The following is a 26,548-nucleotide window of genomic DNA, read 5'->3' as shown; positions in this document are numbered from 1 at the left end:
GGCTGCTCGGCCTAACCCGCCCGAGCCCGGGTCAGAGCGGCACGATGCAGGTCGGGCTGCCCACGGCGATCTGCGCGACCGCCTCGCCCGGCACGCCGTCGTCGCCGACGGGGAGCACCGCGACGGCGTCGGACATCTGGTTCGCGACGAGCAGGTACCCGGGCACCCGCGCGAAGTGCCGCGGCCACACGCCGCCCGCCGACGCTGCCCCGACGACCTGGAGCCCGCCGTCGGATGCGTCGAGCACCACGATCTGGTCGCGGCCCCGGACCGCGACCGTGACGAGCCCGTGCTCGTCGACCTCGATGTGGCTGAGCAGGGAGGTCTTGACCGGCCCGTCGAAGGCGGCGGCCGTGCAGACCTCACGGAACGACCCCGACCCGTCCCGTCGCATCCGGTACACGTGACCGTCGAGCTCCCCGGCGACGAGCAGGTCCCCGTCGAACCAGGCCATGTGCCGCGGCCCCGCCCCCGGTGCGACGTGGTGCACCCGCAGGGGCTCGATCGACACCGAGGTCGCGTTCGCTGCGACCCGGAACTCGTGCAGGGCGTCGCCCCCGAGGTCGGCGACCAGGACGGTGCCGTCCGGGGTGGCGGTCGACTGGTGCGCGTGTGGGCGGTCCTGACGGTCCTCGTCGGGACCGGTCGCGTCGGGCAGGACCTCGGTCGCGACGGCCGCGTCGGGCAGCACGGCGGACACCCCGGTCCCCCGCCCGGCGACCCCGTGTCCGGCGGCAGTACCGGCGCCGTCAGCCCCGGCCCCGGCCCCGACTGCGGCACCAGGCCCGCCGACGATCCCGTCACTGGCCGACACCGAGGCCGCGTACGACTCGGCCGCCTCGAGCGAGACCGCCGTCACGGTGCCGGAGACGTAGGTCGTGACGACGAGCGCGCCGGCGGGGTCGACCCGGATGTGGCACGGCGCGTCACCACCGGCGGATGCGTCCCAGAGGTGTTCGAGCGACGAACCCGATCGGCGGAAGGCGTGGACCCCGCCGTCGGTGGTCTCGGAGACGGCGTACACGCGGTCCCCCGAGACGGCCAGGAACGACGGGTCGTCCAGCACGGCGACGGTCGACGCGACGAGCGCAGGCCCGTCGGCGCCGGCACCGCTCGACCCGACGATCGAGATGCCGGTCGCGTTCCCCCCGCCGGTGGCCGTGTACGACCCGATGAGCAGGTGCAGCTCGGGCAGGTGCTGCCCCGGCAGGCTCACAGCTCGCCGACCGCGATGCGCTCGTGGTGGTGGATGACCTCCGCGACGATGAAGTTGAGGAACTTCTCGGCGAACGCCGGGTCGAGGTGCGATTCGGCAGCGAGGGACCGCAACCGTGCGACCTGGATCTGCTCGCGTGAGGGGTCGGCTGCCGGCATCCCCGCCGCGGCCTTGAGGTACCCCACCCGCTGTGTGTACTTGAAGCGCTCGGCGAGCATGTGGATCACGGCGGCGTCGATGTTGTCGATGCTCTGCCGGATGCTCTGGAGTTCGGCGACGGCGTCTTCGTCGTTCGTGCTCGGGGCCTCGTTCATGCCCCGAGCCTACTGACCGAGCGCGGACGCGACGAGGGGCGGACCAGAGCACACCTCCACTCCTGAGATGATGGCTGCATGACGGTTCTGCTGGCGATCTCCGGCGTCTTCGCGGTCCTGGCGGGCCTCGTGCACGTGTACATCTTCTTCCTGGAGTCCGTGGCCTGGACGAGTCCCCGCGTCCGCCGCATCTTCGGGATCGCCTCGGACGCCGACGCGCAGGCCACGCGCTCGCTGGCCTTCAACCAGGGCTTCTACAACCTGTTCCTCGCGATCGGCGCGGTCCTCGGTGTCGTGCTGGTGCTGGCGGGCAACGGCGCCACGGGGTGGACCCTCGTCGTCTTCGCCTGCGCGAGCATGCTCGGTGCGGCGGTCGTCCTGGCCGGCACCGGTCGGAAGTACCTGAACTCGGCCTTCGTGCAGGGCTCGTTCCCGCTCATCGCGCTGCTCTTCGCGTTCCTCGCGTCGACGTTCGGCGCCTGACCGCGCGCGGCGACCCCCCGCGTCTGCGGTCGCTGGCCACGGCCACGGCCCCGGCCCAACACGAACCGGCTCGAACCGCGTCGTTCCGCGGTTCGAGCCGGTTCTCGTCGTACAGGGCCGGTCGGCGCCAGCATGGCCAGTCGGCGCCAGCAGGCCGCTCTCCAGCGCCGACCGCCGTCAGCCGTCAGCCGTCAGCCGTCAGCCGTCAGCCGTCAGCCGTCAGCCGTCAGCCCAGCTTCGCCGCGAACTCGTCCGGCAGGCGCTCGAGCGCCCACTCGATCGCCGCGGTCGTGCCGAGCGAGAACGCCGTCGAGACGTCCGAGTCGTCGATCACGATGGCGTGCCCGGCCTCGACCGACGGCACCTTCTTGAAGAGCGGGTCCGACGACGCCTTCGACGCCTCGACGTAGATCGGCAGCACGACGGTCAGGTCGGCGTCGAGCAGGTCCAGGTTCTCGTTCGACAGCGAGACGGAGAACTCCTTGCCGGCGGCCTCGTCGATCGCTTCCGGGATCGTGAACCCGAGGTTCTGCATGAAGGTCGCACGGCTGTCGCGGGAGGCGTAGACGCCGAAGCCCTCGGACGTGTAGGCGCCGATCGCGGCGGTCTTGCCGTCGAACTCGGGGTGCGCCTCACGCGCTGCCGCGTACGAGTCGTCGAGGTCGGCGAGGAGCTGCTTGCCCTCGCTCTCCTTGCCGAGCGCCTTCGAGATCATGTCGACCTGCTCCTCGGTCGAGGCGAGGTAGTTCTCGCCACCCTTCGGGATCGCGACGGTCGGGGCGATGGCGGAGAGCTTGTCGTAGCGGTCTTTGTCGCCCGAGCTCTTCACGTCGAGGATCACGTCGGGGTCGAGCTTGAGGATCTCTTCGTAGCTCGGCTCGAGCGTCTCGATGATCTTCGGCGCCTTGTCGTACGCGCCCTTCAGCCACGGCCCGACGCCCTCGCCGCCGAACGCGAGCCAGTCGCTGGCGCCGACGGGCTGCACACCGAGTTCGAGTGCCGTCTCGGCGTCACCCCAGCCGAGGGCGACGACGCGCTTCGGGGCCGAGTCGATCGTCGTCGTGCCGAGTCCGGTCGTGATGGAGACCGGGAAGGCGCCGTCCGACGAGCCTCCGTCGGAGGAGTCGGACGAGGACGGCGTGCTCGACGACGAGCAGCCGGAGAGGACCAGGGTGGCGGCGACGACGGCACCGGCCGCGGCGAGCACGCGCCCGAGGCGGCGCTTGGGGAGGGAGGTACGGATCACGAAGGGTAGCCTAACCTAAGCGCTCCTCCTCCGGGAGGCCTGGTGAGGGCCCCGCGGATAGGCTGCGCGCGTGGCCCCGACCTTCCCCGACGCCGACCGGACGCAGCTCGCCGTGCTCGGCTCCCCCATCGCCCACTCGCTCTCCCCCACGCTGCACGCGGCGGCCTACGACGTGCTCGGTCTCCCCTTCTCGTACGGGAGGCACGAGGTCGCGTCCGGCGAACTCGCCGCGTTCGTCGCGGGGCTGGGTCCGGAATGGCGGGGCCTCAGCCTGACGATGCCGCTCAAGCGCAAGGTGCTGCCACTCCTCGACCGGACGACCCCGCTCGTCGACGAGCTCGGGGTCGCGAACACGGTCGCGTTCCGCCAGGAGGGGTCCTCGGTCGTCCTCGCCGGCGCGAACACGGACGTCGCCGGGCTCGTGCGCCCGGTCGCCGCACTCGGTCACGTCCCCGGCGAGGCCACCGTCCTGGGTGGAGGAGCCACCGCGGCGAGCGCCCTCACCGCGTCCCTGCGGCTCGGGGCGTCCTTGGTCCGGGTGTTCCTCCGCGACACCGGCAAGGCGGGCGACCTCGTCATGCTCGCCGCCCGGCTCGGCGTGACGCTCGAGGTGCATCCGCTCGACGACCTGTCGTCCGCCGGGCCGATGGGCTTCGTGGTGTCGACCCTCCCGGGCGGCGCCGCAGACGACCTGCCCCTCGTGCCGTCGGGTCCGGACGCGGTGCTGTTCGACGTGGCCTACGAGCCGTGGCCGACCCGGGCCTCCACGGCGTGGAACGCGGCGGGGGGCCGCGTGCTGAACGGCCTCGACATGCTCACCGAGCAGGCCATCGGACAGATCCGCTTCTTCCTGACCGGTGACGAGGACGAGCTGCTGCCCGACGAGGCCGAGGTGCGCCGGGCGATGCGCGCCGCCGTCGGGCTGCCGCCGACGATCGGCTGACGCGCGGCCACTGCACGCGGTGCCGCGAGACACCCCCGTCCCGCCCGGTACCGGCTCGAGCCTGGTGGGTCAGGCCACGATGCCGTCGACGTAGTACCAGCGCCCGGCCTCGCGGACGAACTCGCTCGTCTCCTCGAGCGTTCCGCGCGAGATGTCGGTGCGCCACCACGCGCGGAACGTGACCGTGCCCGCGGTGTCGAACGGGCCTCCCGACCGGGCCGCGACGATGTCGAGCCGCGTCCACCGCTGCGCCGGGTCGAGTTCGAGCGTCGCCGGGCGCGTGCTCGGGTGCCAGCTGTCGAGCAGGTACGCGGGCAGACCGAGCGCGAAGGCGGAGAAGCGCGACCGCATGAGCCGCTCGGCGGTGGGGGCGGGCGCGCCGGCGTGCAGGGGGCCACAGCACTCGTCGTAGGGGTTCCCGCTCAGACAGGGGCAGCGCTCGGTGCTCACCGCTCCAGCCTAGGGAGCGGCGAGCACCGCCAGGCGCTCAGTCGACGAGGGAGAGCGTCACCGTGATGTTGCCGCGGGTGGCGTTCGAGTACGGGCAGATGGTGTGCGCCAGCTCGACCAGACGCTGCCGCGACGACCCCTCGACCGCGGGGGCGTAGACGTCGAGCTCGACCGCGAGACCGAATCCGCCCGCGCCGTTGCCGCCGATGCTGACCTCGGCGGAGACCTCGGCGCCGGTGGTGTCGAGTTCGAGCTGCTTGCCGGCGACGTGCAGCGCGCCGAGGAAGCACGCGGCGTACCCGGCGGCGAAGAGCTGCTCGGGGTTCGTGCCCTCACCGCTGCCGCCCATCTCCTTCGGCGGGCGGGTGTCGAGGTCGATGCGGTCGTCCTCGGTGCGGACGTGTCCGTCGCGGCCGCCTCCGGTGGCGTGGGCGGCTGCGGTGTAGACGATGTCGAGAGTCATGAGCCCAGGTCATCGACCGTCGCTGGACGATCGCTGAGGAGGCCCGGCCGCGGGCTGCTCACCGGTTCCGCTGGTGCACGGCGTCGGGCGTGTCCGGGTGCTGGCGGCGCACGGGGGTGTGCGGCGGCCCGGCTCAGCCGATGAAGGCGTCGACGAGCGCGGTGGCGTCCTCGACGACCGTGCGCTCCCACTGCTGCCGGGTCTTCCGGATACGGGTGACGACGAGCCCGTGCAGGGAGATCCAGAGCAGGTCGGCCTGCAACCGCTCGTCGCGGTCCCCCGCGGGCAGGCCGACGAGGAGGGCGTCGAGACGGCTCTGCAGTCGGTCGATCCCGGACTCGATCTGCGCCGGGTCCTCCAGGAGGTCCCGCCCCTCGAACAAGAGCTGGTACGCCCCGGGGTTCGCGACCGCCCACGTCACGTAGGCGCTCGCGGTGGTCCGGAGAGCCGCGGCGCGGTCGTCGGTCGACACGCTCGCGCCGGAGTCCTCGATCGCGGCGGTGAGCGCGGCGAGACTCTGGCTGGCCACGGCGATGAGCAGCGCCTGCTGCGACGGGAAGTGCCGGTACACGGCGGTCGCCGAGACACCGCACGCGCGCGCGGTCTCCCTGAGGGACGGCGGGGTGACGGCCAGTCGCTGCGACAACAGATCCGTCGCGGCTGCGAGGAGGTCGTCGCGCAGCTGGTCGCCCGTGCGGGTACGCGACGCGTTCGTCATGGAGCCACTGTCGCACAACGGGCTGGTTGACACCCGTCAACCGAGCGCCTAGGTTTACACCCGTCAACCCGTCAACCCCGAAGGAGCAGTGCATGGACCACCGCAACACGACCGCCCTCGTCACCGGCGCGAGTTCCGGCATCGGTCGGGAGTTCGCCCGTGCCCTGGCCGCGCGCGGAGCCGACCTGGTGCTGGTCGCACGCCGGGCCGACGTCCTCGAGGAGCTGGCGCAGTCGCTCCGGGCTGCGCACGGTCGGGTGGTGACCGTCGTGCCGCTCGACCTCACGCAGCCGTCGAGCGGCGCGCGCCTCCTCGCCGAGCTCGACCGGCTGGGCGTCCGCGTGGACACGGTGGTGAACTGCGCGGGCATCGGTCTGACCCGCGACTTCGTGGACAGCACGCCGTCCGAACTCGAGGACCAGCTCGCCGTCAACATCGACGCCGTCGTCGACGTGTGCCACGCGTTCCTCCCCGGGCTCGTGTCCACCGGCCGCGGCGTGCTGCTCAACGTCGCGAGCCTCACGGCCTACATGCCGACGCCGGGGATGGCGGTCTACGCAGCCTCGAAGGCCTTCGTCCTGCGGTTCACCGAAGCGCTGGCGTACGAGTTGCGCGACTCCGGGGTCACCGTCATGGCATTCTCGCCCGGTCCGACGAAGACCGAGTTCTACCGGAACTCCGGCACCGACGAAGGTCGGGTGCGGTTCGAGACGCCCGAGCAGGTCGTCGCTGCGGCCCTCCGTGCCCTCGACAAGCCGACGCCCCCGGTCAGTGCCGTCTCGGGCAACGCGAACACGCGGACCAGTCGCATCGCGCCGCTGCTGCCGAGGCGGACGGTCCTGCGCCTGGCCGACTCGTCCCCGAGGACGACGGCCTGACCTCGTCGCTGCACCGGGACTGCCTGACCTCGTCGCTGCACCGAGCGTCCGCCGAGGAGGCCTGAGCGGTAGACAGGTGGTGTGTACCGACTCGGGTGGCAGGTGTTCCGCGCGCGGTTCCGGCAGGACGTGTCCGTCGACCGGCTCCGACGCGCCCTGCTGGTCGGCGTCGTCGTCGCGGTCGCCATCGGGGTGCTGCTCGCAGTGACCGACGCAGGGACCGGCTGGATCGACGTCGGTCCGGGGCAGTCCCCACTCATCGTCCTCCTGGGGGCGCTGGCGGCCGGACTCATCACGGTGTCGTGCTTCCCGATGCGACGCAGGGACGAACCGCCGGCGACGATCAACGGGTACCAGGTGCGGCCGGACACGATGCGGATCGCTCGGGCCTCGGTGCAGCGGTACCTCGGGCGCCGGATGCCCGACATCGAGCCCGACGACCGGGATACCGTCCTCACCGACACTGCCCTGGTGCGCCGGACGCTCGTCGTCGACGTGATGCGGGCAGCTCCTGGCCTCATCGGACTCGCGTTCGCCGGCATCGCGCTCTTCTTGCTCGGCGGCCGGTCTGCGCTCGCGTTCTTGTGGGTCTTCGGCTACCTCGGACTCGTTCCCGACCGCATCCTCCGGCTCGGCCGGACGGAGCGGGCCCACCGTGCCGCCGCTGCCCTCCCGCCGACAGAGCCCGGATCGGCCACCCCGACCGGCCGGAACCGGTTCCCGTCCGGGTCGAAGGTCGGCCTGCCCGACGTCTGACCCACGCCCGGTGACCGCCACGGCAGGATGAGCCCATGGACATCCGCGCACTGTTCGCCCCGACCGCGTCGTCGTTCGTCGACCTGGTGACCGCGCTGCCCTCCCCCGCCGAGGACCCAGCGCTCTGGGCTTCGCCAGCGCTCGGCGTCTGGGACCTCCGCGCGCTCGTCGGACACACGAACCGGGCGCTCGTCACTCCGCGCTCTGACCGTCGGCGACGCCGGCAGCACCGACGACGCCGGCAGCACCGGTGACGGCCCGTGCGATCCGCTGGACGGCGTCGTCGACGAGGGCTCGGCGGGCCGCGTCGTCGTCCTGCTCCGACTCGTACACGAACGCCGTCACCCCACGGACCGCCCCGCAGTAGTCCACGATCCCGTGTTCGATCTGCGTCCGCAGCGCCTGCTCGTAGCCGTGTCGCTCGTACGTGCCGGCCGTGTCACCGGCGACCGGCAGCAGGTGCACGGTGAGCCGCCCGAGGTTCCGCCGCGTCCCGTCGGCGGGGTCGATGTCGAACGCCCACCCGTTGACGAACACGCGGTCGATCCAGCCCTTCATGAGGGCCGGCATCGACCACCAGTGGACGGGGAACACCAGCACGACGTGGTCGGCGGTGTCGAGGCGTTGCTGCTCGCGGACGACGTCGGCGGGGGAGCGTCCCGGTGCCGCGGTAGGCGTCCCGGTCCCCGGAGCCGAACCGCGGGTCGAAGCCCTCGGCGGCGAGGTCGACGAGCGCGACCTCGCCGGGGTGCAGGGCGGCTTGCAGCTGTCGAGCGATGCCCGCCGTGAGCGAGTCCGGGTCGGGGTGGGCGGTGACGATGAGGGTCTGCACGGCCGACAGTCAAGCGGACCCGGCTGAGCCCGCACCGACGTCGGCGGGTCCGGGCACACTGGTCGCATGTGTGGCCGCTTCGTCGTCTCCGACACCACCGCTGACCTGTTGCCCGAGCTCGTCGGTGAGCTCGCCGCGCGCACCGAGCACGTCGACGAGGACACCGGCGAGGTGCACACCGGCCTCGCGCCGAGCTGGAACGTCGCGCCGACGGACCCCGTGTACGCGGTCCGACAGCGGCACGGGCAGCGCGAGCTCCCGCAGATCAGCTGGGGCTTCGTGCCGAGCTGGGCGAAGGACTTCGCCAAGCAGCGCCCGAAGCCGATCAACGCCCGCATCGAGACCGTGGCCACGAGCGGCATGTTCAAGCGGGCGTTCGCCACGAACCGGTGCATCGTCCCCGCGCAGGGCTACTACGAGTGGGTCGTGCGCGAGGACGGCAAGGAACCCCACTTCGTGCACGAGCCCGGCGGTGCGCTGGCGATGGCCGGCGTCGTGAGCGCGTGGCCGGACCCGACCAAGCCCGAGGACGACCCGGACAAGTGGCGCCTGTCACTCGCGATCATCACGCGGGACGCCCACGTCGCCCCGGGCGAGGTGCACGACCGCATGCCGGCGTTCCTCACCCCCGACGGCTACGACGCCTGGCTCGGCGAGGGTGCCGGCACGGGCGACCTGCTCACCCTGCTCGACCGGGAGTCGCTCGAGGTCGCGGCGGGCCTGCAGCAGTACGAGGTCGCCCGCACGGTGAACAGCGTCCGGAACGACGGCCCGCACCTCATCGACCCGGTCGCCTGACCCGGCGGGGCCGGACGGGCGACAGGACGGACCGATCTCCCGACGGGACGGGACAGGCGGCAGGACTGGCCGATCCGACACGGCTGGCCGACACAACTGGTCGGCGGCTGGCCGACACAACTGGTCGGCCCGGCTGGCCGACCCGGCTGGCCGACCCGGCTGGACCCGACCGCCTGGACCAGCGACCCCGGCTGGCGGACGGGAGGCCCGGCCCACGCGAGTCTGTCGGCTGACGTGGGCCGGGCCTCCCGTCCGGTGCTGTGGACCTACCCCCGGCGACGCGGTCCCACCACCGGCGCGGCCACCCGCCGCCGGAGCAGGAGCGCCGCGCCGGCGAGGACGAGGGCGAGCGCCCCGAGCCCCAGCCCGAGCAATCCGGTGCTGCCGGTGAAGGCGAGCTCCGCGACGTGCGCGACGGCGGCGAGCCCGGTCGGGTAGGTGACGGTGATCGTCGCGGTGACGACCTGCCCGGCGCTGCCCTGCACCGTGTAGTCCGCCGTGACGGTGCCGTGGTGGTCGCCCTCAGGGGTGAAGGTGACCACGCCGTCCTCGACGCTCCAGCTGCCCGAGCCGTCCACCGTGAAGCGGTCGGTCATGTGTCCCGTTGCCGGGTCGAGCAGGTGCAGCGTGTCGGTGTCGAACATGGCTCCGCCGGTCGGGGTGTCGTTCTCGAGCGGGTCGATCGTGACGGGCTCGCCCGTGCTGCCGGTGCGCGCGTCGTCGCTGGCGACCGCTGCGGCGACGACCCGGATGGTCGCGGTCGCGGTGGTCGTCTGCCCCGAGGCGTCGGTCACGCGGTAGGCGAAGGTGTCCGTCCCGGTGAAGCCGGCCGACGGCGTGTAGACGTACGACCCGTCGGCGTGCACGCGGACCGTGCCGTGCGCCGCCTTCCGGTGCAGGTTCGTCGAGAGCCCGGTGCCGTCGTCGTTGCGGAGCAGACCGTGTCGGGCGTCGACGGTGAGCGGCGTGCCGGCGACGGTGTCGCCGGCGTCGTCGGTCGCGGTGACGCCGACCGTCACGGTGACGGTCGCCTCGGTGCGTTGTCCGGCGGCGTCCTGCGCCGTGTACGGCACCGTGTCGACGCCGGAGAACCGCTTCGCCGGGGTGTAGACGAAGGTGCCATCCGCGGCGAGGGTCGCGGTGCCGTGCACCGCGCTCCCGACGGACACGACGGTCAGGTCGGTGCCCGAGTCGTTGCCGAGCACGCCGGGGCCGCGCACGGTGACGGGGCGACCGGCACCGGTGCGGGCGGCGTCGTCGAGCGCGGTCGGCGTGACGTCGATCGCGACGAGGCCGACGGCGGTGTTCTCCTCGGAGTCGTGTGCCGTGTAGGTGAACCAGTCGCGACCGGACCAGTTCGCCGTCGGGGTGTACTCGTACGACCCGTCCTTCTCGAGCGCGAGCCTGCCGTGCTGCGGCGCGAGGTCGAGCGACGCCCAGAGCCCGCTGCCGGCGTCGTCGGACAGGACGCCCCTGGCGGCGGGCATCCGGACGACGCCGTTCGTCTTCGTGGTGCTCCAGTCGTCGACCGCGACGGCGCCGACCAGGACGGTGACGGTGGCGGTCGTCGTCTGCCCGGAGGCGTCGGTCGCCCGGTACCCGAACCGGTCGGTCCCGGAGGTCCCGGCCACCGGCGTGTAGACGAGGCCGCCGTCCGTGCCGGTCGTGACGGTGCCGCGGCGGGCGTCGCCGTGTCCGGTGACCGTCAGGCCGGTGCCGGAGTCGTTGCCGAGGAGCGTCGACGCGGCGATCGCGACCGGCGTGCCGGCGGGGGTCTTCACGGCGTCGTCGACGGCCGTCGGGGTGACGGTCACGGTGACGGTCGCCGAGGCGGTGCCTCCGGTCGGGTCGACGACGGTGTACCGGAAGGTGTCGGTGCCCGAGGTCCCGTCGGCCGGGACGTACGTGACCGTGCCCGCACCGGTGACGCTGGCGGTGCCGTGCGCTGCGGTGCCGACGCCGCTGACCCGCAGCGCGGTGCCGGAGTCGTTGCCGGTGACGTCGACCGCGACCGGCGTGGACGCCGTGGTGGTGGCGGTGTCGTCGACGGCCTTCGGGATGACGGTGATCGTCACGGTGCCGGTCGTGGTGGTGCCGGAGCCGTCGGTCACGGTCACGTCGAAGGTGTCCGGGCCGGAGTAGCCGGGCTTCGGCGTGTACGTGTACGAGCCGTCCCGGTCGACCTCGACGGTGCCGTGGTCGGGCGTCGTGTGGTCGGTGACCTCGAGGTCGGTGCCGGTGGAGCCGTGCAGGACGCCCTGGTCGGCGGGGACGACGAGTTCACCGTCGGCGGTGGCGCTCGTGTCGGTGGCGGCGACGACGGGCGTGACCGTGATGGTCAGCGAGCTCGTCGCGGTGCTGCCGACGGCGTCGGCCACGGTGACCGTGACGGTGTCCTGGCCGGACCACCCGGCTGCGGGCACGTAGGTGACGGAGCCGTCGGCGGCGACCGTGGCGGTGCCGTGTGCACCGTTCGTGACGCCGGTGACGACCAGTCCGGTGCCGGAGTCGTTCGCGGTGAGCGCGGCCGAGGTCGCGGTCACCGGCTGCCCGGCCGGAGTGGTGCGGACGTCGTCGCCCGCGGTGGGCGTGACGACGACCATGACGACACCCGTCGCCACGTTGCCGGAGCCGTCGGTCGCCGTGTAGGTGAAGGTGTCACGTCCGGAGAAGCCGTCGGCGGGCGTGTACGTGTACGAACCGTCGGCTCGCAGCACGAGGTCACCGCGGGCGGGTGCCCGGTCGACCGCCGCGGTCAGGTCCGAGCCGCGGTCGTTCGCCAGGACGCCGTCCGCCTTCGACACGGTCAGCGTCGCACCGGCGGTCGCCGTCGCGCTGTCGCGCATCGCCATCGGGCCGACGACGACGATGACGGTGGCGGTCGCCGTCTGCCCGGAGGCGTCGGTCACGGTGTACGTCAGGGTCTCGGTTCCGGAGAACCCGCGATCCGGCGTGTAGACGACCGAGCCGTCCGCACCGAGGGTGACGGCGCCGTGGGCGGCACCCGACACCTTCGTGACCGTGAGGCCGGTGCCGGAGTCGTTGCCGAGGAGCGTCGCGGCCGGGACCGTCAGGGGGCGACCGGATGCGGTGCCGAGGGTGTCCGCCATCGCGACCGGTCGTACGGTGATCGTCACGGTCACCGGGTCGGTGGTCCGCCCGGCTGCGTCGGTCACCCGGTAGGTGAAGGAGTCCGTGCCGGAGAACCCGGCGACGGGCGTGTAGGTGACCGAGCCGGAGCGCTCGACGACGGTCGTGCCGTTCGTCGCCTCCGTGACGAGGGCGGTGCGGAGCCCGGACCCGGAGTCGTTGCCCTGCACGGCGATGGTCGTCGGCCGGTTCGCCGAGGTCGTGGCGGTGTCGTCCTGCGCCACCGGGGTGACGACGAGGCGGACGGTGGCGGTCACCGGGGTGCCGGCGGTGTCGGTGGTGGTGTAGGCGAACGCGTCGTCGCCCGAGAAGCCGTCGACGGGCGTGTACCGGAACGCACCGGTGGCCGGGTCGAGGACGAGGACGCCGGAGGTCGGCTCGGTGTGGCTCGTGACGGTGAGGCCGGTGCCCGAGTCGTTGCCGAGCACACCGGTCGCGCTGGTGGTGCGGGCCAGGGTCTCCCCCGCCCGGACCGTGCCGGAGTCGGGCTTCGCCACGGGGGCGACCATGACGGTCACGGTCCCGGTGCTGGTCGACCCGTTCGCGTCCGTCACCGTGTAGGTGAGGGTGTCCGTGCCGGAGAAGCCGTCCGCCGGGGTGACCGTGATCGAGCCGTCGGTGCCGAGGGTGACGGTGCTGTGCGCCCCGTTCGACACCACGGTGACGGTCAGGCCGACGCCGGAGTCGTTGCCGGTCAGGGCTCCCGAGGTCACGACGAGCGCCTGGCCCGCCACCGTGGTGAGGGTGTCGTCGCCCGCGCGCGGCGTGACGGTGATGGTCACGAGCCCGGTCGCCTGGTTGCCGGAGCCGTCGGTCGCCGTGTAGGTGAAGGTCTCCTTGCCGGAGAAGCGGTCGGCCGGCGTGTACGTGTACGAGCCCTCGGCCCGCAGCACGAGCGTGCCGTTCGCCGGCGCCTGGTCGACCTTCGCGGTCAGGTCGGAGCCGCGGTCGTTGGCCAGCACGCCGTCCGCCTCCGACACGGTCAGGGTGGCCCCGGCGGTGGTGGTCGCGCTGTCGCGCATCGCCATCGGGCCGATGACGACGGTGATGGTCGCGGTGGTCGACTGCCGGGAGGCGTCGGTCACCGTGTACGTGAGGGTCTCGGTCCCCGAGAACCCGCGTTCCGGCGTGTACACGACGGAACCGTCGGCGCCGAGGGTGGCGGTGCCGTGCGCGGCGCCGGTCACCCTCGTGACCGCTAGGCCGGTGCCGGAGTCGTTGCCGAGGAGGGTGGCGGCGGCGATGGTGACGGTCTGGCTCGCCTTGCCGCCGGCGGTGTCTGCCGTGGCGACGGGTGTGACCGTGATCGTGACGGCCACGGGGTCGGTGGTCCGCCCGGCGGCGTCGGTCACCGCGTAGGTGAAGGAGTCGGTGCCGGAGTAGCCGGCGGCCGGCGAGTACTGCACGGTGCCGTCGGTCCCGACCGCGACCGTGCCGTGCGCCGGCTGGGTGACGACCGCCGTGGTGAGGCCCTTGCCGTGGTCGTTCGCCTGGACGTCGACGGTCACGGGCCGGTTCGCGGGCGTGGTCGCCGTGTCGGCGGTGGCGGACGGTCGGACCGTGATCGTCACCGTGGCCGAGGTCGTCGCGCCGGTGGCGTCCGCAGCGGTGTAGTCGAAGCGGTCCGTGCCGGAGAAGCCGGCGGCCGGCGTGTAGGTGTACGTGCCCGAGGCGGCGTCGAGCACCAGGGTGCCGTGCGCCGGGTCGGTCGAGGTCGTCAGCCGCAGGCGGTCCCCGGAGTCGTTGCCGAGGATCCCCGCCGCGCGGGTGGTCGTGCTGACCGAGCGGCCGGCGTCCACCGTGGCGGTGTCGTCGACGGCCTTCGGCGCGACGCGGACGGTCACGGTGACGGTGTCGGACTTCCCGTTGCCGTCGGTGATGGTGACGTCGAAGCTGTCCGTGCCGGAGTACCCCGGGGCCGGTGTGTAGACGGTGGTGCCGTCCGTCGCGACCGTGACGGTGCCGTGCGCGGGCGTCGTGGTGCCGGTGACCGTGAGGCCGGAGCCGAGGTCGTTGCCGAGCAGCCCGGGTGCCGCGACGGTCGTGGTTTCACCGGCGGTGGCCGCGATCGTGTCGGCCTTGGCGGTCGGCAGGACGGTGATGCTGACGGTGCCGGTGATCGTCGTGCCGGCGGAGTCCTCCGCCGTGTAGGTGAACGAGTCCTGGCCCGAGAACCGCGCGCTGGGTGTGTACGAGTACGAGCCGTCGGCGTCGAGCGTCAGGGAGCCGTGCGCGGGCGCGGTGTTGCCGGTCACGGTCAGTCGGGAGCCGCGGTCGTTCGCGAGCACGCCGTCGGCGGCGGTCGCGGTGACGGTCGAGCCGGCGTGCAGGCTGAACGCGTCGTCCGTGGCGGTCGGCGTGACCGTGATGGTGACGGTGCTCGTCGAGCTCTGCCCGCCACCGTCCGTCGCGGTGTAGTCGAACTGGTCGGTACCGGAGAAGCCGGCGGCCGGGGTGTACGAGAAGCTGCCGTCGGTCGCCGTCATGGTCAGCGTGCCGCTGGCCGGCGTGGTGTGCTTCGTGACCGTCAGGCCGGTGCCCGTGTCGTTCCGCAGCACGCCGGCGGCCGGGACGGCGAGCGCGGTGCCGACGGGGGTCGAGTACGTGTCCGCCGTGGTGGCGGCCCGGACGGGCTTCATCCGGTTCGTGAACGTCACGACGACGTCGGTGCCGTCGGATCCCACGGCCTGCGGGAAGGTGAAGGAAGCGACCTGGTCGACGCCGGAAGCGACGACGGTCCCGCTGTTGACGTCGACCGCCCTCCACGTGGTGTCGTAGTCAGCGAGCTTCGTGGTCCCGGCAGCCGTCTGCGTCACGGTGACCTGCTTGCCGGGCGTCGTGAGGATCGCGCCGGCCTTCCTGCTCTGCAGCCCGGTGGTGTCGCCGGTCGTGGTGGCGGACGCGCCCGCGCTCGTCGGGTCGACGTCCTTCCCGCTGATGGCGAGGTGGAACTGGTCGCCGGTGTTCCAGCGCTGGTCGACGCTCGTGCGGCCGGTGACGGTGTCGGCGTAGTTGCAACTGGCCAGGTCACTCGCCCCGAAGTTCCCGGTGACCGGGAAGCTCCGGACCTGGGTGCCCGAGGTCGGGTCGAGCTGGTAGATCGTCGTCGTCGAGACGGCGCTCGTGCCGGAGCCGGTGGTGGTCGTGTTCGAGACGTAGAGGTAGCCGTCCGACGAGAACGCGATGCCGGGGCTGTTCGTGCCCGCCGGCAGCGTCGCGATCTCGGTGGTGGTCAGTGCCGTGGTTCCCGGCGCCGTGGGGACGGTCTCGTTGTCCACCCGGTAGACCTTGTCCGCCGCGACGACGAAGAAGAGCCCCTGGGAGCTGAACGCGAAGTCCCCGTTGCCGGACTTCAGACCGGTGATCTGACCGACCTGTCCGATCGCCTTCCGGGTGGCCGGGTCGTACGCCAGGAGCGCTCCGGCGTTGTCGCCGTAGTAGTACATGCCCGTGACCGGGTTGACGGCACCGCGGATGACGGTGCGCACCTTGTCGGTGGCCACCGGAGCGGAGGCGGTGTTCGTCTTCGGGTCGAACGAGCGCAGCGTCGCGGTGGTGTTGTTGCCCGCGGCGTACATCGCCGTGCCCTCGCGGGAGATGCCGAGACCGTTGTTGGCCCCGGTGCCGAGGTCCGCGACGTCGACCGTCGAACCCTTGCTCGTGCCCTGCGTGATGTCGATCGCGACGACCTTGCCGGCGCTGTTCGACGCGTACAGCGTGTTCTGGTCGCAGACGAAGTGCCCGCCGTCCGTGGCCTGCACCGCGGCCGACGCCGGAGCAGCGGTGACGACGGTGGCGGTCGTGCCGAGACCGGCTCCGACCAGCAGGGCCGCGCCGAGCATGGCGAGGGGGCGGAGGCCGAATGCACGGCGAGGCACAGCAGTGCCCTGGGGAGCAGGCAGCATGAGTCACTTTCGGGTCGAGACAGCGAGCCTGGCGCGGTCGAGGACCCGAGGATCTCGGGGACGGTCGTCGGCGCCGTTCTCGATCCTGGCAGGAACCTGAACACTGCGGGGACAACCCGAGTCCCCAGTAGGGGGGACCAGTGCCGGAATCCGGGGTACACGCCCCCGAATCGGGGACGTCACCGCCGGGACGCACCCGCTCCGGGCACGTCGAAGCCCCGCCGGTGTTCCGGCGGGGCCTCGGTCATGCTGGTCCGGGGGTCAGGCCTCCGGGTGGTGCTTCGTTTCTGCGTGCTCCGTGCTGCGGTCGGTCAGTCGACCGGTCGGATGACGGACGGGAGCACGATGTGCAGGCGCTCGGCGAGACGCGACTGTGCGTCCTCCAGCGAGCGGAAGTCCCCGACGTACTGGCCGAACGTGTCGGACACGAAGTAGTGCCCGTCCCGCTTGTCGACCGTGCCACCGAAGTAGCCGCCGTAGTTGGCGGACCAGAGGCCGGTCTCGACCTCGGTCCACGAGAGCGCGGCGCGGGAAGGAGTGTGGGCGACCTGGGCCTCGAGCACGGCGATCGTGTCGACGGTGTCCGTGTCGAGGGTCACCTCGACCTGGTGCACGTCGTGGCTGATGATCGTCATGGCCCTGCTCCTTCACGTTCTGGGGTACATCTGCTTGCGGTGACAACGGTACGGGGGACGACCTCTGGTCTCCAGCCAGCCCCGTGGATTCACGGGTTCTCCTGATCCGCGTCGGTACGGACCCCCGGAAAACCGGGACAACACGTCACGTTTCCGGGGTACAGAGGACAAACCGGGGTACTCGCGATGTGGACGGAATCCAGGAACATGGGTCGGGCCTCCCGTCCGGTTGTCCGCCAGACGGCGGACGCGGCCGGGAGGCCCGCCCCGGTAGCGTCACTCCCTGTGACCCCTGATCACCCGGACGACCGCGTGCGCGATGTGCCGCCGCCGTCGGTCGGCCGCGTGGCCGGGTCCGGCAGCGCCCTGCGTCGCCGCGGCAGGACGAGCGCGCACGCGACGGGGCGGAGCCGCCGCGTCGCCGGGGTGCTCGCCATCGGCTACGGGGTGGCGGTGGTCCTCATCGGGTTCTGGGGTTCCCCCGTCGACGCGCGGGCGCAGCCGTTGCTGGATCGGCTCATCGCCGCCGCGCAGCGCCGTGGTGCGCCGAGCTGGTTCGGGTACGAGCTGTTCGAGTCCCTGGCGAACGTGGCGTTCTTCGTGCCGTTGGGGCTGCTCGTCGTGCTGCTCGCCGGGGCGCGCTGGTGGTGGGCCGGCGCGGCGGCGGGGCTGCTCGTCAGCGCGGCCATCGAGACCGGGCAGGCGCTGTTCCTGCCGGCGCGGGTCGCGACGATCGACGACGTGGTGGCGAACACGATGGGCGCTGTCGTGGGTGCGCTGCTCGGGGTCGTGCTGCTCGGGGTGGCCGCGCGGCGACGGCGGTCCTGACCGGTCGTTCCGTCAGAGCTGGCCGAGCGCGTACGTGATCAGGACCACGCCGACGAGCAGACCCAGGGCGAGTACCAGGTGCAGCCCGCACAGCAGGGCTCCGGCAACGGCGGATTCCCGCCGCTGCTCACCGCGCCGGTTCGCCCGCTCGTCCCGGACGCCGATGGTGAGTCCCTTCGCGGCGATGACCACGGTGACGACGAGCCACAGCACCGACACGAGCAGGACGACCCACAGTCCGGGGTGCCGACCGCCGATCATCGCTGTCACCGTCAGGACGAGCGCCGCGGGAGCGGTCATCGCGATCATCCCCGCAGCGAGAGCGGCGCTCCGCTCAGTCGCCGCCATCAGCCCGACTCGGAGGTGCAGACGGAAGGCTCGTCCCCGCCATCGCGATCGGCTCGCCGCGGTCCGCGATGGACACCGTCACGACTTCGGCTGGTCGTCCACCTCGACGTGCACGCTGTACTGCTCGCCGTCCTCGGTGCTGATCCGCACGAGCGAGTCGTAGACGACGTCGTAGCCCGCGGTGTTGACGTCGCAGTGGACCTCGTTGCCGTCCTCGATGGCGATCTGGTCGTCACCGCAGTCGACCTCGGGCTCAGCGTCGGAGAGCTTCTGCAGCGCCTCGACCACCGTCGCCTCGAACCGGTCCGGACTGATCGTGCGGGACACCGACGCCGAGGCCGAGCACCCCGCCAGTGTCGTCGCGAGCATCGCCGCCCCGAATGCGGCCCCCATCACGTGCTTGATCTGCATGCGCTTCCCCCATGGTCGCTGCGGCCCACCGTTGTCGACCTCGGCTCAGCCTATCCGCACGTCCTTCCGCCTACGGTCGGGGACATGGCCTCGAACAGCACCCCGATGATGGAACAGCACATCGCCGTCTTCGGAGGAAGTGGCAGCGGCAAGACCGTGCTGCTCTCGTCGTTCTACGGCGCCGCGCAGGAGCCGAGCGTCCGTCGCGCGAACCGGTACGCCGTGACCGCGGAGGACCGTGCCCAGGGCCGTACCCTGCACCGCAACTACCTGGGCATGCGCGACGGTGACACCGTGCCGAGCTCGACCCGCTTCGCGTCGACCTCGTACCGCTTCGTCATCGAGCCGTCGGCGGAGTCCGCGCCGAAGGGCCGGTCGAAGCAGAAGGCATCGAAGCCCCTGCGGATCATCTGGCACGACTACCCCGGCGAGTGGTTCGAGGAGGACCCGAGCTCCGCCGACGAGGCCACCCGTCGCGTCGAGACCTTCCGCTCGCTCCTCAGCGCGGACGTCGCCGTGCTCCTGGTGGACGGGCAGCTGCTGGCCGAGCACGCCGGCGAGGAGGACCGCTACCTGAAGGCCCTGCTGACGGACTTCCACACCGGGCTCTACGCCTTGCGTGACGACGTGCTCGAGGACGGCAAGCGGCTCACCCGCTTCCCGCGGATCTGGACCCTGGCCTTGTCGAAGTCCGACCTGCTGCCCGACGTCGACGTCGAGGCCTTCCGGGAGCTCGTCATCGGCAAGGCCGGCGGAGAACTCGACGAACTCCGCACCGTGCTGCAGAGCTTCGTGCAGGACCCCGACGCGCTCGACGTCGGTGAGGACTTCCTGCTGCTGTCCTCGGCCAAGTTCGAGCCGGGGAACATCGACGTCAGCACGCGCACCGGCGTGGACCTGCTCCTGCCGATCACCGCGATGCTGCCGTTCGAGCGCTTCGCGAAGTGGGCGACCACCCGGCAGCGCGGGGCACAGGTGGCCGAGCAGCTGCTCAAGTTTGTCGGGCCCGTCGTCGGGTTCCTCGCCACCTCGCGCTACGGCAAGTCCCCGCTCGTCGGTGCGGCTGCGGGCTGGATCGGTGGCGGCATCGGTTCGCGGGCGGTCAGCTTCGCCACGAAGCGCGTCGCGAAGTTCAAGGACGATGCCGTGGCAGAGCAGGAGTTCACCTCCCGCGTGCTGGCGCGATTCGGCGAGGACCTGGACCGCGGAGTCGAACAGCGCGTCCTGCGCCGGGGTGACGCATGAGCTTCATCTGGGCGACCCGGGGCCGGACGTGGGGCTTCCGCTTCCTCGCGACCGAGCAGCCCGACCAGGACCCCCTGGCGCGGTACGAGCAGGCGTTCAAGGGGGTCCGTGACGTGCCGGCTGTCGTCCGGCGCCGCTCGGGCATGCTCGCCGTGCGGTTCCCCGACCCAGAGGGCCGCCGAGACCGCTCTGGTCGGCCGATCCCCCACGAGTTCGTGCTGAGCCCGCCGCTCAGCGACTCGGTCCGCACGGTCGAGGACGCGGTCGCGCAGGTCTGGCCGCTGGTGCGGGAGCGGTACGACGAGGTCTGGGAGCTACCGAAGGCGCCGTAGCGACGTCGGTTCCGTGTCCGCTGTCCGGAGGACCGGGAGGGGTCACGACCACCGCGCATGTTACGAGAAGCCGAGAATGTGCCGCGTGGCCCTGCCAGGAGGCGCAGTCGGACCCGCGCCGGATGTCCGCCCGACGTACGGTCGGCTCGTGAACCCGAATCGCAGACAGTACCGTCGTCCCTCCGCCTTCCCGTGGTGGCTGTGGGTCGTTGCCCCCCTCGCCGTCATCGGTGTCGTCGGGATCCTCCTCGTCGTCACGTGACGACCGGCAGCTCCTCAACACGACAAAGCCCCCGGAACCTCACGGTTCCGGGGGCTTCGCTCAGTGAGCTGAAGCTCAGACGGTCTCGCGCTGGCGACGGACCGAGCCGCGCACGGCGAGCAGGCCGCCACCGAGGACGACGGCGCCACCGGCGACCCAGAGGGCCAGGGTGGAGACGGTCGAACCGGTGAAGGCGAGCGAACCGTTGGTGCCGGTGCCACCGGTCGAGCCGGCGCCAGCAGCAACGTCAGCCGGGGCGATGGTGAAGGACGCGACGCCGACGACACCGGAGGTGGCGCCCGTGGCGGTCAGGTTGTAGCTGCCCGAGCCGCCGACCGGGAGGGTGACGCGAACGTCGAGCGAACCGTCAGCGTCGGCGACGTACGCACGCGAGACGGTGGTCACGGGCAGGGCACCGAGCGTCGCGTCGTTGACGCCGGCGCCGGTGATCTGGACGTTGACCGTCTCGTTGTCCTGGAAGGCGCCTTCGCTGAAGTTGATGACGACGACGCCACCAGCAACGTAGTTGCCGGAGATCGAGACGTCCGAGTCGGGTGCGTAGCCAGCAGCGTTTGCAGCGGCGGGAGTGGCGAGCAGTGCGGCGCCAGCCAGCACGACCGCGGCGATGAGCTTCTTCATGAAGTGGTTCCCCTAGTGATCTGATCCGACAGACCCTGATACCAGAGCCCTGCCTCCGCAGATGTCAATCCCCCCGTGACCACAGACATGGCAGGTGCGATTGGCGAAGTTCCCTCAATGTAGCGGATGTTCACAGTTTGTTGCCACCCTTCGTGCAACGAATTCGTGAACAGGGGCTGGATCCGCTCCCAGGCGCGGCGTGATCGCTCGATCGAGGCGCGACCAGCACATTCCGAGCTCACGCGAAATCCCAGTTCACAGGAGGATCCAGCGGCGTCACCGTGCCGTTGACGCCGGCCCCCGATCGACTTGACACGCGTTGCGATCAACTCAGACAAGCCCAGGCCCCCCGGACTGGGGACATCCACGGAGCGCGCATAGCGGCGAATCGCCGTCCTGCCCTGCCGACGGGACACCGGTCGAAAGGCCTACAGTTCGCCCTTGCGCCCCGACGCCTCAGCCGACCGGGACCGGCTCGGTGCAGTCGAACTGCAGCGGCTCCACCTTGGTCTGCCGGACCCCCGGTGTCGACTCCGCCTGAACACCGGCCTTCGCGAACTTCGCTTCACCGAGGAAGGCCACGCGGAACGTCGTGCTCTGTCCGGGGGCGAGGAGAGTCTGGATCTGCGCGACCGGGTGCTCGCCGTCCATGGCGGTCTGCAGCGCTGCTCCCTTGCCGTCCTGCGAGGCGCCGAGGTAGATCGCGTTCGGCGGCGCGTAGACCGCCATCAGGGTCTTGATCTTGCCCGGTTCGGTGCCGAGTGCCCCTCCGCCCGTCACGTACGCCGGAAGACTGGTTGCCGCGTCGGCTGGTGCCGTGTTCTTGAGCGTGACCTCGACCACGGAAGTTGGTCGCCCGTCCTTCCGGCACACCGAGCTGCCGACCGACACCTTCTTGTCGAGGTAGTAGTCCATCTTCGAAGCGGTGCCGTCATTCAGGTAGACGCCGAACTCCCGCGTCTGCATCGATGCGGTCGGGAGATCACCTGCTACAGCTGTCCCGGCGATCTGTACCTGCTCCGCCTTGTCGGCACTCCACAGCCGAAGGCGCCCGTCCCTCGTACCGTCCGTCAACGCGGCGATGAACTTCTTCGAGTCGAACCCGCCGCTCGACACCTTCTCGAACACCGCACTCGCTGCGGACGCGAAGAACGCATCCTGCACCGTCGGGTCCGGGTACTTGGCGTAGACATCGCTGAGCAGGAGCTTCGTGGCGTTCTCTGACGTCAGAGTGTCACCCGACGGCAGTTGCACCGGACCGGTTGCGCGCAGGATGTAGCCGAGGGTCACTGGATCGATGGCCAGCACACCGTCGACCTCCTGGCCGAACTTCTGCTTCCACATCTCGCGCGCCAAGGCACCCGTGACGTCGAAGCGCGGCGTGAGGTTCACGTCCTGCATGTAGCGACCCGTGATGTCGCCGTACAGGCTCGTCGTCGCCGCCGACAGCGGTAGCACCGGCTTGTCATACGGCCCGAAGGACGACCCCGCGGCTTGATCAGCGAGCGCGATTGCGCCGTCTCTCGCCTGCAGCAGGGCGACCGCGCCAGGGATACCGCCCCCGGCACGCAGCTCGGCGTTGTTCTGGAAGAGCAGGACGTAGTCGCGGTCGCCGTCGTGTCCGAGCATGGTCGGCGCGAGTTGCACCACCTTGTTGGCCGCGTCCGCCTGCTCGGCTACCGATCCGAGGGCATTGCGCAGTTGGTTGACCGCCGACGTCACCGGTGACAATGTCGCGCTCGTGTCGATGGCCTCCGCTTCAACACTGGCCTTCGCCAAGGTCTTCGTCGCGCGGGCGACCGACGGCTGTGCGTCCACGAGCGGCTGGAGTTCGATGCGACCGCCCTTCGGTGTGAGCGCATCCTGATTCAGGTCGCCGATGACCTCGGTGACCGGTCGCACTGCGCCAGTTGCGACTTCATCCACGACGACCGCGACCTCGCGTACGGCCCGGAGGTTCGACCCGAAGAAGGGCGTGATCTGCGCGGCGCTCCAGACCGGATCGCTCGTCAAGCTCCTCGCCGACGACGCATGGTCTTCCAGCTGCTTCGCCGTGCGCTGCGCCGCCGATGTATCGCCGTCAGTGATCTGCGAGCGCAGGGTGCTCACGAGGGCGACCGACTGCTCGAGGTGCCGTTTCGCGAGCAGCCCGCGAACTCCGACCCAGGCAACGGCGACGATCAAGAGGAGGACGAGCGCAAGGACGATCCACAGCACTATCCGGGCCCTGGAACCCCGGCGTGCAGCAGTGCGTCGCGACTCGGGCAGGTCGGACATGGCACTCATCCTACGGTTGCTCATGTCCGACCTGCGTTGTCATTCGCGGATCGTGCCGACGTGCTCGCGGTACCAGCTGATGGTGCTCCGAAGCCCGTCCTCCAGACCGATACCGGCGGTCCAACCCGCATCCGCGAGCTTGGACACATCGAGCAGCTTCTGGGGAGTGCCATCGGGCTTCGTTGTGTCCCAGACGGTCTCCCCGTCGAACCCGACGATCGTCGCGACCGTTTCGGCGATCTCCTTGATGGTCACGTCCGAACCGGTGCCGACGTTGACTTGCTCCGGCCCGTCGTAGTGCTCCATCAGGTGCAGGACTGCTGCGGCCATGTCGTCGACATGCAGGAACTCACGTCGGGGCGAACCGGTCCCCCAGTTCTCGACACGGTCCGCGCCTGACTTCGCCGCCTCGTCGTACCGGCGGATGAGAGCGGGCAGGACGTGAGACCCCTGCGGCGAGAAGTTGTCGCCGGGTCCGTAGAGGTTCGTCGGCATCGCCGAAATCCAGTGCTTGCCGTACTGACGGCGAACCGCCTGGACCTGCATGATCCCGGCGATCTTCGCGATGGCGTAGGCATCGTTGGTCGGTTCGAGGTGACCCGTGAGCAGCGAGTCCTCGTGGATCGGCTGCTCCGCGAACTTCGGGTAGATGCACGACGACCCGAGGAACATGAGGCGCTCGACGTCGTGCTCGACGGCGGCGTCCATGACGTTCACCTGAATCTGGAGGTTCTCGCTGAGGAAGTCGTGCGGGTACGTGTTGTTCGCCATGATGCCGCCGACCTTGGCCGCGGCGAGGACGACATAGCGGGGCTTCTGCTCGGCGAAGAACGCGAAGACGGCACCGCGGTCCTTGAGATCGAGCTCCGAAGAAGTACGTCCGACCAGGTCGGTGAACCCCTCGGACTCAAGCTTGCGCCAGACCGCGGATCCGACGAGCCCTCGATGGCCAGCCACGTAGACGCGCCCCGACCTGTCGAGCGGCCCGGGGACGAACTCGTTGTCCGACATCACGACTCCCAGCTCGCGAGCTTCACCTTGTCGATCCACGGGCGGCCCTCGTGCTCGAGCGCTTCGATGTCAGCGTCGACCATGATGCGCGCCAGTTGCGCGGTGTCGACCGTGGCTTCCCAGCCGAGTTTCTCCTTGGCCTTCGACGCGTCGCCGACCAGAGCGTCCACCTCACTCGGACGCAGGTAGCGCTCGTCGAACCGGACGTGGTCTTCCCAGTTCAGCCCTACGTGCGAGAACGCGGTCGAGAGGAAGTCCTTGACCGTGAAGTCGCCACCCGTCGCGAGCACGAAGTCGTCCGGCTCGTCGACCTGCAGCATCCGCCACATGCCCTCGACGTACTCAGCGGCGTACCCCCAGTCACGAACGGAGTCGAGGTTGCCGAGGTACACGTGGTCCTCGAGCCCCGCCTTGATCCGAGCCACTGCCCGCGTGATTTTGCGGGTGACGAAGGTCTCGCCTCGACGCGGCGATTCGTGGTTGAACAGGATGCCGTTGACCGCGAACATCCCGTACGCCTCGCGGTAGTTGCGGGTCACCCAGTAGCTGTAGACCTTCGCCGCACCGTATGGCGACCGCGGCCAGAACGGAGTCTCCTCGTTCTGCGGCGGAGGTGTCGCGCCAAACATCTCGGATGACGAGGCCTGGTAGAACCGCGTGTGGATGCCCGACATCCGGACGGCTTCGAGCATGCGCATGGAGCCGACACCGGTCACGTCGCCGGTGTGCTCGGGCTCGTCGAACGACACCCGTACGTGCGACTGCGCCGCGAGGTTGTAGACCTCGTCCGGCTTCAACTCACCAAGGAGACTCACGAGCCGCGCGCCGTCACCGAGGTCGCCGTAGTGCAGGAACAGCTTGGCATCCGGGTTGTGCGGGTCGACGTACAGGTGATCGATCCGCGAGGTGTTGAACGTGGACGCGCGGCGGATGACCCCGTGCACCTCGTACCCCTTGCGGAGGAGCAGTTCCGCCAGGTACGAGCCGTCCTGTCCGGTGATGCCTGTGATGAGCGCGCGCTTCGTCAAATGTTCCCCGATTCCCTGGTGTCGCCGCGTCCCGCAGCGAGCTCCTGCAAGAGCTGAGTAAATGTATCGAAGGATGCGCGGGGAGTCAGTCGAGTGGCTCGAAACCGCCGCCCGTTCTCACCGAATTCTGCGGCCAACTCGGCGTCGCCCGCCAGTGACTCTGCTGCTTCCAAAAGCGCTTGGGGATTGCCCGCCGGGACCACGAGACCTGCGTCAGCCAGGAGCACCTCACTCTCGGTGACACTCCCCGGGTCGGTCGCAGCAATGACTGGAAGTCCCGTGCTGAAGTACGACGTCAGCTTGCTCGGGACCGCCATACCGGCAACGCCGCGCCGCTCGTTGACGAGCAGCGCATCCGCAGCGCCGATAGCGTTGCGGAACTCGTCGTCCGGAAGCGAACCGATCATGGAAACGGCGGGCACCCCCGCGCTCAACTCAGCCAGGTGCTCGCGCTGGTTGCCATCACCAAGTAGCACGAAGCGCACTCTGCTGCCACTCGATGCGGCGAGTCGTGCAGCCTGCACGACGTTGTCGAGCCCCTGCTTCACGCCCATGTTGCCCGCGTGCAGAACCACGAAGTCCGACCGATCCCACCCCTGTTCGGCACGGGCGGCATCACGGTCGACGGGTTCGGCGTCTTCCAAATGTGACCAATTCCGCACGACCGTGACGGCGGCTGGGTCGACTCCGAGCATGTCGACGACCGTGTCCCGGAAGCGTTCATGGATCACGACGACAGCATCGGCGGAACGGAGGCACCACCGCTCGACCGCAGCTATCGCCCGCTCAGCGAGCGTGGCTCTACCCGCCCCCAACTCCTGAAGACCCAGCGTGTAGAGGTCCTGCACCCAAATCACCACTGGCCGCCGCGTCACCAGCCGCGCTTTGAGAAGCGCCACGGCCGACGAGAGCAGCGCCGGGGACACGAGGACCACGATGTTTGGGCGACCGAAACGAGTGGCTGCAGCAGCCACGCCGAACGACAGTTCCGACAGAGCACGTGACAACCCGCCTGGCTTCCTCGGGAGCCGGTGACGTCGCCGCACTACGGTGACGCCCGCTTCGGTCGTGATCGACATCGACGGGACACCGCCGTCCGGGAACCGCCACTGCGGGTAGTGCGGGAACGAACTGATGGCGCGGACACGAACACCTCGACGAGCTAACTCCGCGGTCAGTCCCGAGGTGTACGGAGCGATCCCGGTCGATTCTGGTCGGTAGTTCAGCCCGATCAACAGGACGGAGAAGGGTCTGTGCACCGAGTGAACATAACAGTTGCTCGCGAGCCGGGGAGGGGTGCCCCCCGATCACCGGCAGGACGGCCACATCAGGTCAACCGCGAGGGCGGCACCTCGAGAAACCATCGAACAGGCACTATCC

General features: G+C 70.7%; 25 protein-coding genes. 9 read left to right on the top strand and 16 right to left on the bottom strand.

Annotated elements, in window-relative coordinates:
- Positions 1-31: 31 nt before the first annotated feature.
- Both DEJ18_RS02840 and DEJ18_RS02835 read right to left on the bottom strand, forming a co-directional pair.
- Positions 32-1,216, bottom strand: a complete 1,185-nt coding sequence (locus DEJ18_RS02840) for a lactonase family protein (RefSeq protein WP_181434107.1) — start codon at positions 1,214-1,216, stop codon at positions 32-34.
- Positions 1,213-1,530 carry a chorismate mutase gene (locus DEJ18_RS02835; protein ID WP_110823490.1) on the bottom strand — a complete coding sequence of 106 codons (318 nt, stop codon included), beginning with the start codon at positions 1,528-1,530 and terminating at the stop codon, positions 1,213-1,215. The genes DEJ18_RS02840 and DEJ18_RS02835 overlap by 4 nt, the downstream gene beginning before the upstream one ends.
- Positions 1,531-1,608: 78 nt before the next feature.
- Here DEJ18_RS02835 and DEJ18_RS02830 point away from each other — a divergent pair, with 78 nt between their 5' ends.
- Positions 1,609-2,013, top strand: coding sequence for a DUF1304 domain-containing protein (locus DEJ18_RS02830; RefSeq protein ID WP_220034282.1), 405 nt, complete (start codon positions 1,609-1,611; stop codon positions 2,011-2,013).
- A gap of 226 nt (positions 2,014-2,239) precedes the next feature.
- Here DEJ18_RS02830 and DEJ18_RS02825 read toward each other — a convergent pair whose 3' ends face one another.
- Complete coding sequence (locus DEJ18_RS02825) at positions 2,240-3,259, bottom strand: iron-siderophore ABC transporter substrate-binding protein (RefSeq protein WP_258371158.1); 1,020 nt, start codon at positions 3,257-3,259, stop codon at positions 2,240-2,242.
- Between the two features lie 70 nt (positions 3,260-3,329).
- Here DEJ18_RS02825 and DEJ18_RS02820 point away from each other — a divergent pair, with 70 nt between their 5' ends.
- Complete coding sequence (locus DEJ18_RS02820; protein ID WP_111209474.1) at positions 3,330-4,202, top strand: shikimate dehydrogenase family protein; 873 nt, start codon at positions 3,330-3,332, stop codon at positions 4,200-4,202.
- 69 nt (positions 4,203-4,271) lie between these two features.
- Here the strand turns inward: DEJ18_RS02820 and DEJ18_RS02815 are convergent, their stop codons facing one another.
- The 3 genes from DEJ18_RS02815 to DEJ18_RS02805 form a co-directional block, all read right to left on the bottom strand.
- Positions 4,272-4,652 (bottom strand): YchJ family protein, encoded by a 381-nt coding sequence (locus tag DEJ18_RS02815; RefSeq protein ID WP_111209473.1) that lies wholly within the window; start codon positions 4,650-4,652, stop codon positions 4,272-4,274.
- Between the two features lie 37 nt (positions 4,653-4,689).
- On the bottom strand, positions 4,690-5,115 hold the full coding sequence (locus tag DEJ18_RS02810; RefSeq protein WP_111081778.1) for an organic hydroperoxide resistance protein: 426 nt from the start codon (positions 5,113-5,115) through the stop codon (positions 4,690-4,692).
- Between the two features lie 133 nt (positions 5,116-5,248).
- A complete protein-coding gene (locus DEJ18_RS02805) occupies positions 5,249-5,833 on the bottom strand; it encodes a TetR/AcrR family transcriptional regulator (protein WP_111209472.1) in 585 nt (194 codons plus the stop codon).
- 92 nt (positions 5,834-5,925) lie between these two features.
- Between DEJ18_RS02805 and DEJ18_RS02800 the strand changes: the two genes are divergently transcribed.
- The 3 genes from DEJ18_RS02800 (at position 5,926) to DEJ18_RS02790 (ending at position 7,721) form a co-directional block, all read left to right on the top strand.
- Positions 5,926-6,711, top strand: coding sequence for an SDR family NAD(P)-dependent oxidoreductase (locus tag DEJ18_RS02800; protein WP_111209471.1), 786 nt, complete (start codon positions 5,926-5,928; stop codon positions 6,709-6,711).
- 81 nt (positions 6,712-6,792) lie between these two features.
- Positions 6,793-7,467 (top strand): hypothetical protein, encoded by a 675-nt coding sequence (locus tag DEJ18_RS02795; RefSeq protein ID WP_111209470.1) that lies wholly within the window; start codon positions 6,793-6,795, stop codon positions 7,465-7,467.
- Positions 7,468-7,502: 35 nt separating this feature from the next.
- Entirely contained in the window at positions 7,503-7,721 is a 219-nt protein-coding gene (locus DEJ18_RS02790) for a hypothetical protein (protein WP_111209469.1), read from the top strand.
- Here the strand turns inward: DEJ18_RS02790 and DEJ18_RS02785 are convergent.
- Positions 7,660-8,367: an NAD(P)H-dependent oxidoreductase gene (locus DEJ18_RS02785; protein WP_349775054.1), complete on the bottom strand. Its 708-nt coding sequence runs from the start codon at positions 8,365-8,367 to the stop codon at positions 7,660-7,662. The two genes, DEJ18_RS02790 and DEJ18_RS02785, sit on opposite strands and share 62 nt — an antisense overlap.
- On the opposite strand from DEJ18_RS02785, the gene DEJ18_RS02780 reads away from it, so the two are divergent.
- Positions 8,366-9,097 carry an SOS response-associated peptidase gene (locus tag DEJ18_RS02780; RefSeq protein WP_111209468.1) on the top strand — a complete coding sequence of 244 codons (732 nt, stop codon included), beginning with the start codon at positions 8,366-8,368 and terminating at the stop codon, positions 9,095-9,097. The genes DEJ18_RS02785 and DEJ18_RS02780 overlap by 2 nt on opposite strands.
- Positions 9,098-9,363: 266 nt before the next feature.
- Here DEJ18_RS02780 and DEJ18_RS02775 read toward each other — a convergent pair whose 3' ends face one another.
- Both DEJ18_RS02775 and DEJ18_RS02770 read right to left on the bottom strand, forming a co-directional pair.
- Positions 9,364-16,125 carry an Ig-like domain-containing protein gene (locus DEJ18_RS02775; protein ID WP_181434106.1) on the bottom strand — a complete coding sequence of 2,254 codons (6,762 nt, stop codon included), beginning with the start codon at positions 16,123-16,125 and terminating at the stop codon, positions 9,364-9,366.
- A gap of 338 nt (positions 16,126-16,463) precedes the next feature.
- Positions 16,464-16,787: a hypothetical protein gene (locus tag DEJ18_RS02770; RefSeq protein ID WP_111209466.1), complete on the bottom strand. Its 324-nt coding sequence runs from the start codon at positions 16,785-16,787 to the stop codon at positions 16,464-16,466.
- Positions 16,788-17,072: 285 nt separating this feature from the next.
- Between DEJ18_RS02770 and DEJ18_RS02765 the strand changes: the two genes are divergently transcribed.
- Positions 17,073-17,615: a VanZ family protein gene (locus tag DEJ18_RS02765; RefSeq protein WP_181434105.1), complete on the top strand. Its 543-nt coding sequence runs from the start codon at positions 17,073-17,075 to the stop codon at positions 17,613-17,615.
- Between the two features lie 12 nt (positions 17,616-17,627).
- On the opposite strand, the gene DEJ18_RS02760 is transcribed toward DEJ18_RS02765, so the two are convergent.
- Positions 17,628-17,963 carry a hypothetical protein gene (locus DEJ18_RS02760; protein WP_146241462.1) on the bottom strand — a complete coding sequence of 112 codons (336 nt, stop codon included), beginning with the start codon at positions 17,961-17,963 and terminating at the stop codon, positions 17,628-17,630.
- 78 nt (positions 17,964-18,041) lie between these two features.
- Positions 18,042-18,374 (bottom strand): DUF4333 domain-containing protein, encoded by a 333-nt coding sequence (locus DEJ18_RS02755; RefSeq protein ID WP_111209463.1) that lies wholly within the window; start codon positions 18,372-18,374, stop codon positions 18,042-18,044.
- Between the two features lie 84 nt (positions 18,375-18,458).
- Between DEJ18_RS02755 and DEJ18_RS02750 the strand changes: the two genes are divergently transcribed.
- Positions 18,459-19,619: an ATP/GTP-binding protein gene (locus DEJ18_RS02750; RefSeq protein ID WP_258376828.1), complete on the top strand. Its 1,161-nt coding sequence runs from the start codon at positions 18,459-18,461 to the stop codon at positions 19,617-19,619.
- The gene (locus tag DEJ18_RS02745) at positions 19,616-19,951 is read left to right on the top strand and encodes a hypothetical protein (RefSeq protein ID WP_111209462.1); all 336 of its coding nucleotides are present in this window, start codon (positions 19,616-19,618) and stop codon (positions 19,949-19,951) included. Before DEJ18_RS02750 ends, DEJ18_RS02745 begins: the two co-directional genes overlap by 4 nt.
- 337 nt (positions 19,952-20,288) lie before the next feature.
- Here the strand turns inward: DEJ18_RS02745 and DEJ18_RS02740 are convergent, their stop codons facing one another.
- From DEJ18_RS02740 to DEJ18_RS02720, 5 genes are all read right to left on the bottom strand, one after another.
- Positions 20,289-20,852, bottom strand: coding sequence for a hypothetical protein (locus DEJ18_RS02740; protein ID WP_111209461.1), 564 nt, complete (start codon positions 20,850-20,852; stop codon positions 20,289-20,291).
- 456 nt (positions 20,853-21,308) lie between these two features.
- Complete coding sequence (locus DEJ18_RS02735) at positions 21,309-23,129, bottom strand: DUF4012 domain-containing protein (RefSeq protein ID WP_181434104.1); 1,821 nt, start codon at positions 23,127-23,129, stop codon at positions 21,309-21,311.
- Positions 23,130-23,168: 39 nt separating this feature from the next.
- A complete protein-coding gene (locus DEJ18_RS02730) occupies positions 23,169-24,140 on the bottom strand; it encodes a GDP-L-fucose synthase family protein (RefSeq protein ID WP_111209459.1) in 972 nt (323 codons plus the stop codon).
- Positions 24,140-25,168: a GDP-mannose 4,6-dehydratase gene (gmd, locus tag DEJ18_RS02725; protein WP_111209458.1), complete on the bottom strand. Its 1,029-nt coding sequence runs from the start codon at positions 25,166-25,168 to the stop codon at positions 24,140-24,142. Before gmd ends, DEJ18_RS02730 begins: the two co-directional genes overlap by 1 nt.
- On the bottom strand, positions 25,165-26,427 hold the full coding sequence (locus tag DEJ18_RS02720) for a glycosyltransferase family 4 protein (RefSeq protein WP_111209457.1): 1,263 nt from the start codon (positions 26,425-26,427) through the stop codon (positions 25,165-25,167). Before DEJ18_RS02720 ends, gmd begins: the two co-directional genes overlap by 4 nt.
- Between the last annotated feature and the right edge of the window lie 121 nt (positions 26,428-26,548).

It is taken from the genome of Curtobacterium sp. MCSS17_015 (genome assembly GCF_003234265.2).
Lineage (GTDB): Bacteria > Actinomycetota > Actinomycetes > Actinomycetales > Microbacteriaceae > Curtobacterium.
This window is presented reverse-complemented; position numbering and strand designations above follow the sequence as displayed.

Coding starts and splice junctions, on each gene's coding strand:
- DEJ18_RS02730 (WP_111209459.1), bottom strand. CDS start 24,140: ATGTCGGACAACGAGTTCGTCCCCGGGCCGCTCGACAGGTCGGGGCGC.
- DEJ18_RS02740 (WP_111209461.1), bottom strand. CDS start 20,852: ATGAAGAAGCTCATCGCCGCGGTCGTGCTGGCTGGCGCCGCACTGCTC.
- DEJ18_RS02805 (WP_111209472.1), bottom strand. CDS start 5,833: ATGACGAACGCGTCGCGTACCCGCACGGGCGACCAGCTGCGCGACGAC.
- DEJ18_RS02780 (WP_111209468.1), top strand. CDS start 8,366: ATGTGTGGCCGCTTCGTCGTCTCCGACACCACCGCTGACCTGTTGCCC.
- DEJ18_RS02800 (WP_111209471.1), top strand. CDS start 5,926: ATGGACCACCGCAACACGACCGCCCTCGTCACCGGCGCGAGTTCCGGC.
- DEJ18_RS02835 (WP_110823490.1), bottom strand. CDS start 1,530: ATGAACGAGGCCCCGAGCACGAACGACGAAGACGCCGTCGCCGAACTC.
- DEJ18_RS02770 (WP_111209466.1), bottom strand. CDS start 16,787: ATGACGATCATCAGCCACGACGTGCACCAGGTCGAGGTGACCCTCGAC.
- DEJ18_RS02810 (WP_111081778.1), bottom strand. CDS start 5,115: ATGACTCTCGACATCGTCTACACCGCAGCCGCCCACGCCACCGGAGGC.
- DEJ18_RS02735 (WP_181434104.1), bottom strand. CDS start 23,129: ATGTCCGACCTGCCCGAGTCGCGACGCACTGCTGCACGCCGGGGTTCC.
- DEJ18_RS02755 (WP_111209463.1), bottom strand. CDS start 18,374: ATGCAGATCAAGCACGTGATGGGGGCCGCATTCGGGGCGGCGATGCTC.
- DEJ18_RS02830 (WP_220034282.1), top strand. CDS start 1,609: ATGACGGTTCTGCTGGCGATCTCCGGCGTCTTCGCGGTCCTGGCGGGC.
- DEJ18_RS02790 (WP_111209469.1), top strand. CDS start 7,503: ATGGACATCCGCGCACTGTTCGCCCCGACCGCGTCGTCGTTCGTCGAC.
- DEJ18_RS02750 (WP_258376828.1), top strand. CDS start 18,459: ATGGCCTCGAACAGCACCCCGATGATGGAACAGCACATCGCCGTCTTC.
- DEJ18_RS02785 (WP_349775054.1), bottom strand. CDS start 8,367: ATGCGACCAGTGTGCCCGGACCCGCCGACGTCGGTGCGGGCTCAGCCG.
- DEJ18_RS02745 (WP_111209462.1), top strand. CDS start 19,616: ATGAGCTTCATCTGGGCGACCCGGGGCCGGACGTGGGGCTTCCGCTTC.
- DEJ18_RS02760 (WP_146241462.1), bottom strand. CDS start 17,963: ATGGCGGCGACTGAGCGGAGCGCCGCTCTCGCTGCGGGGATGATCGCG.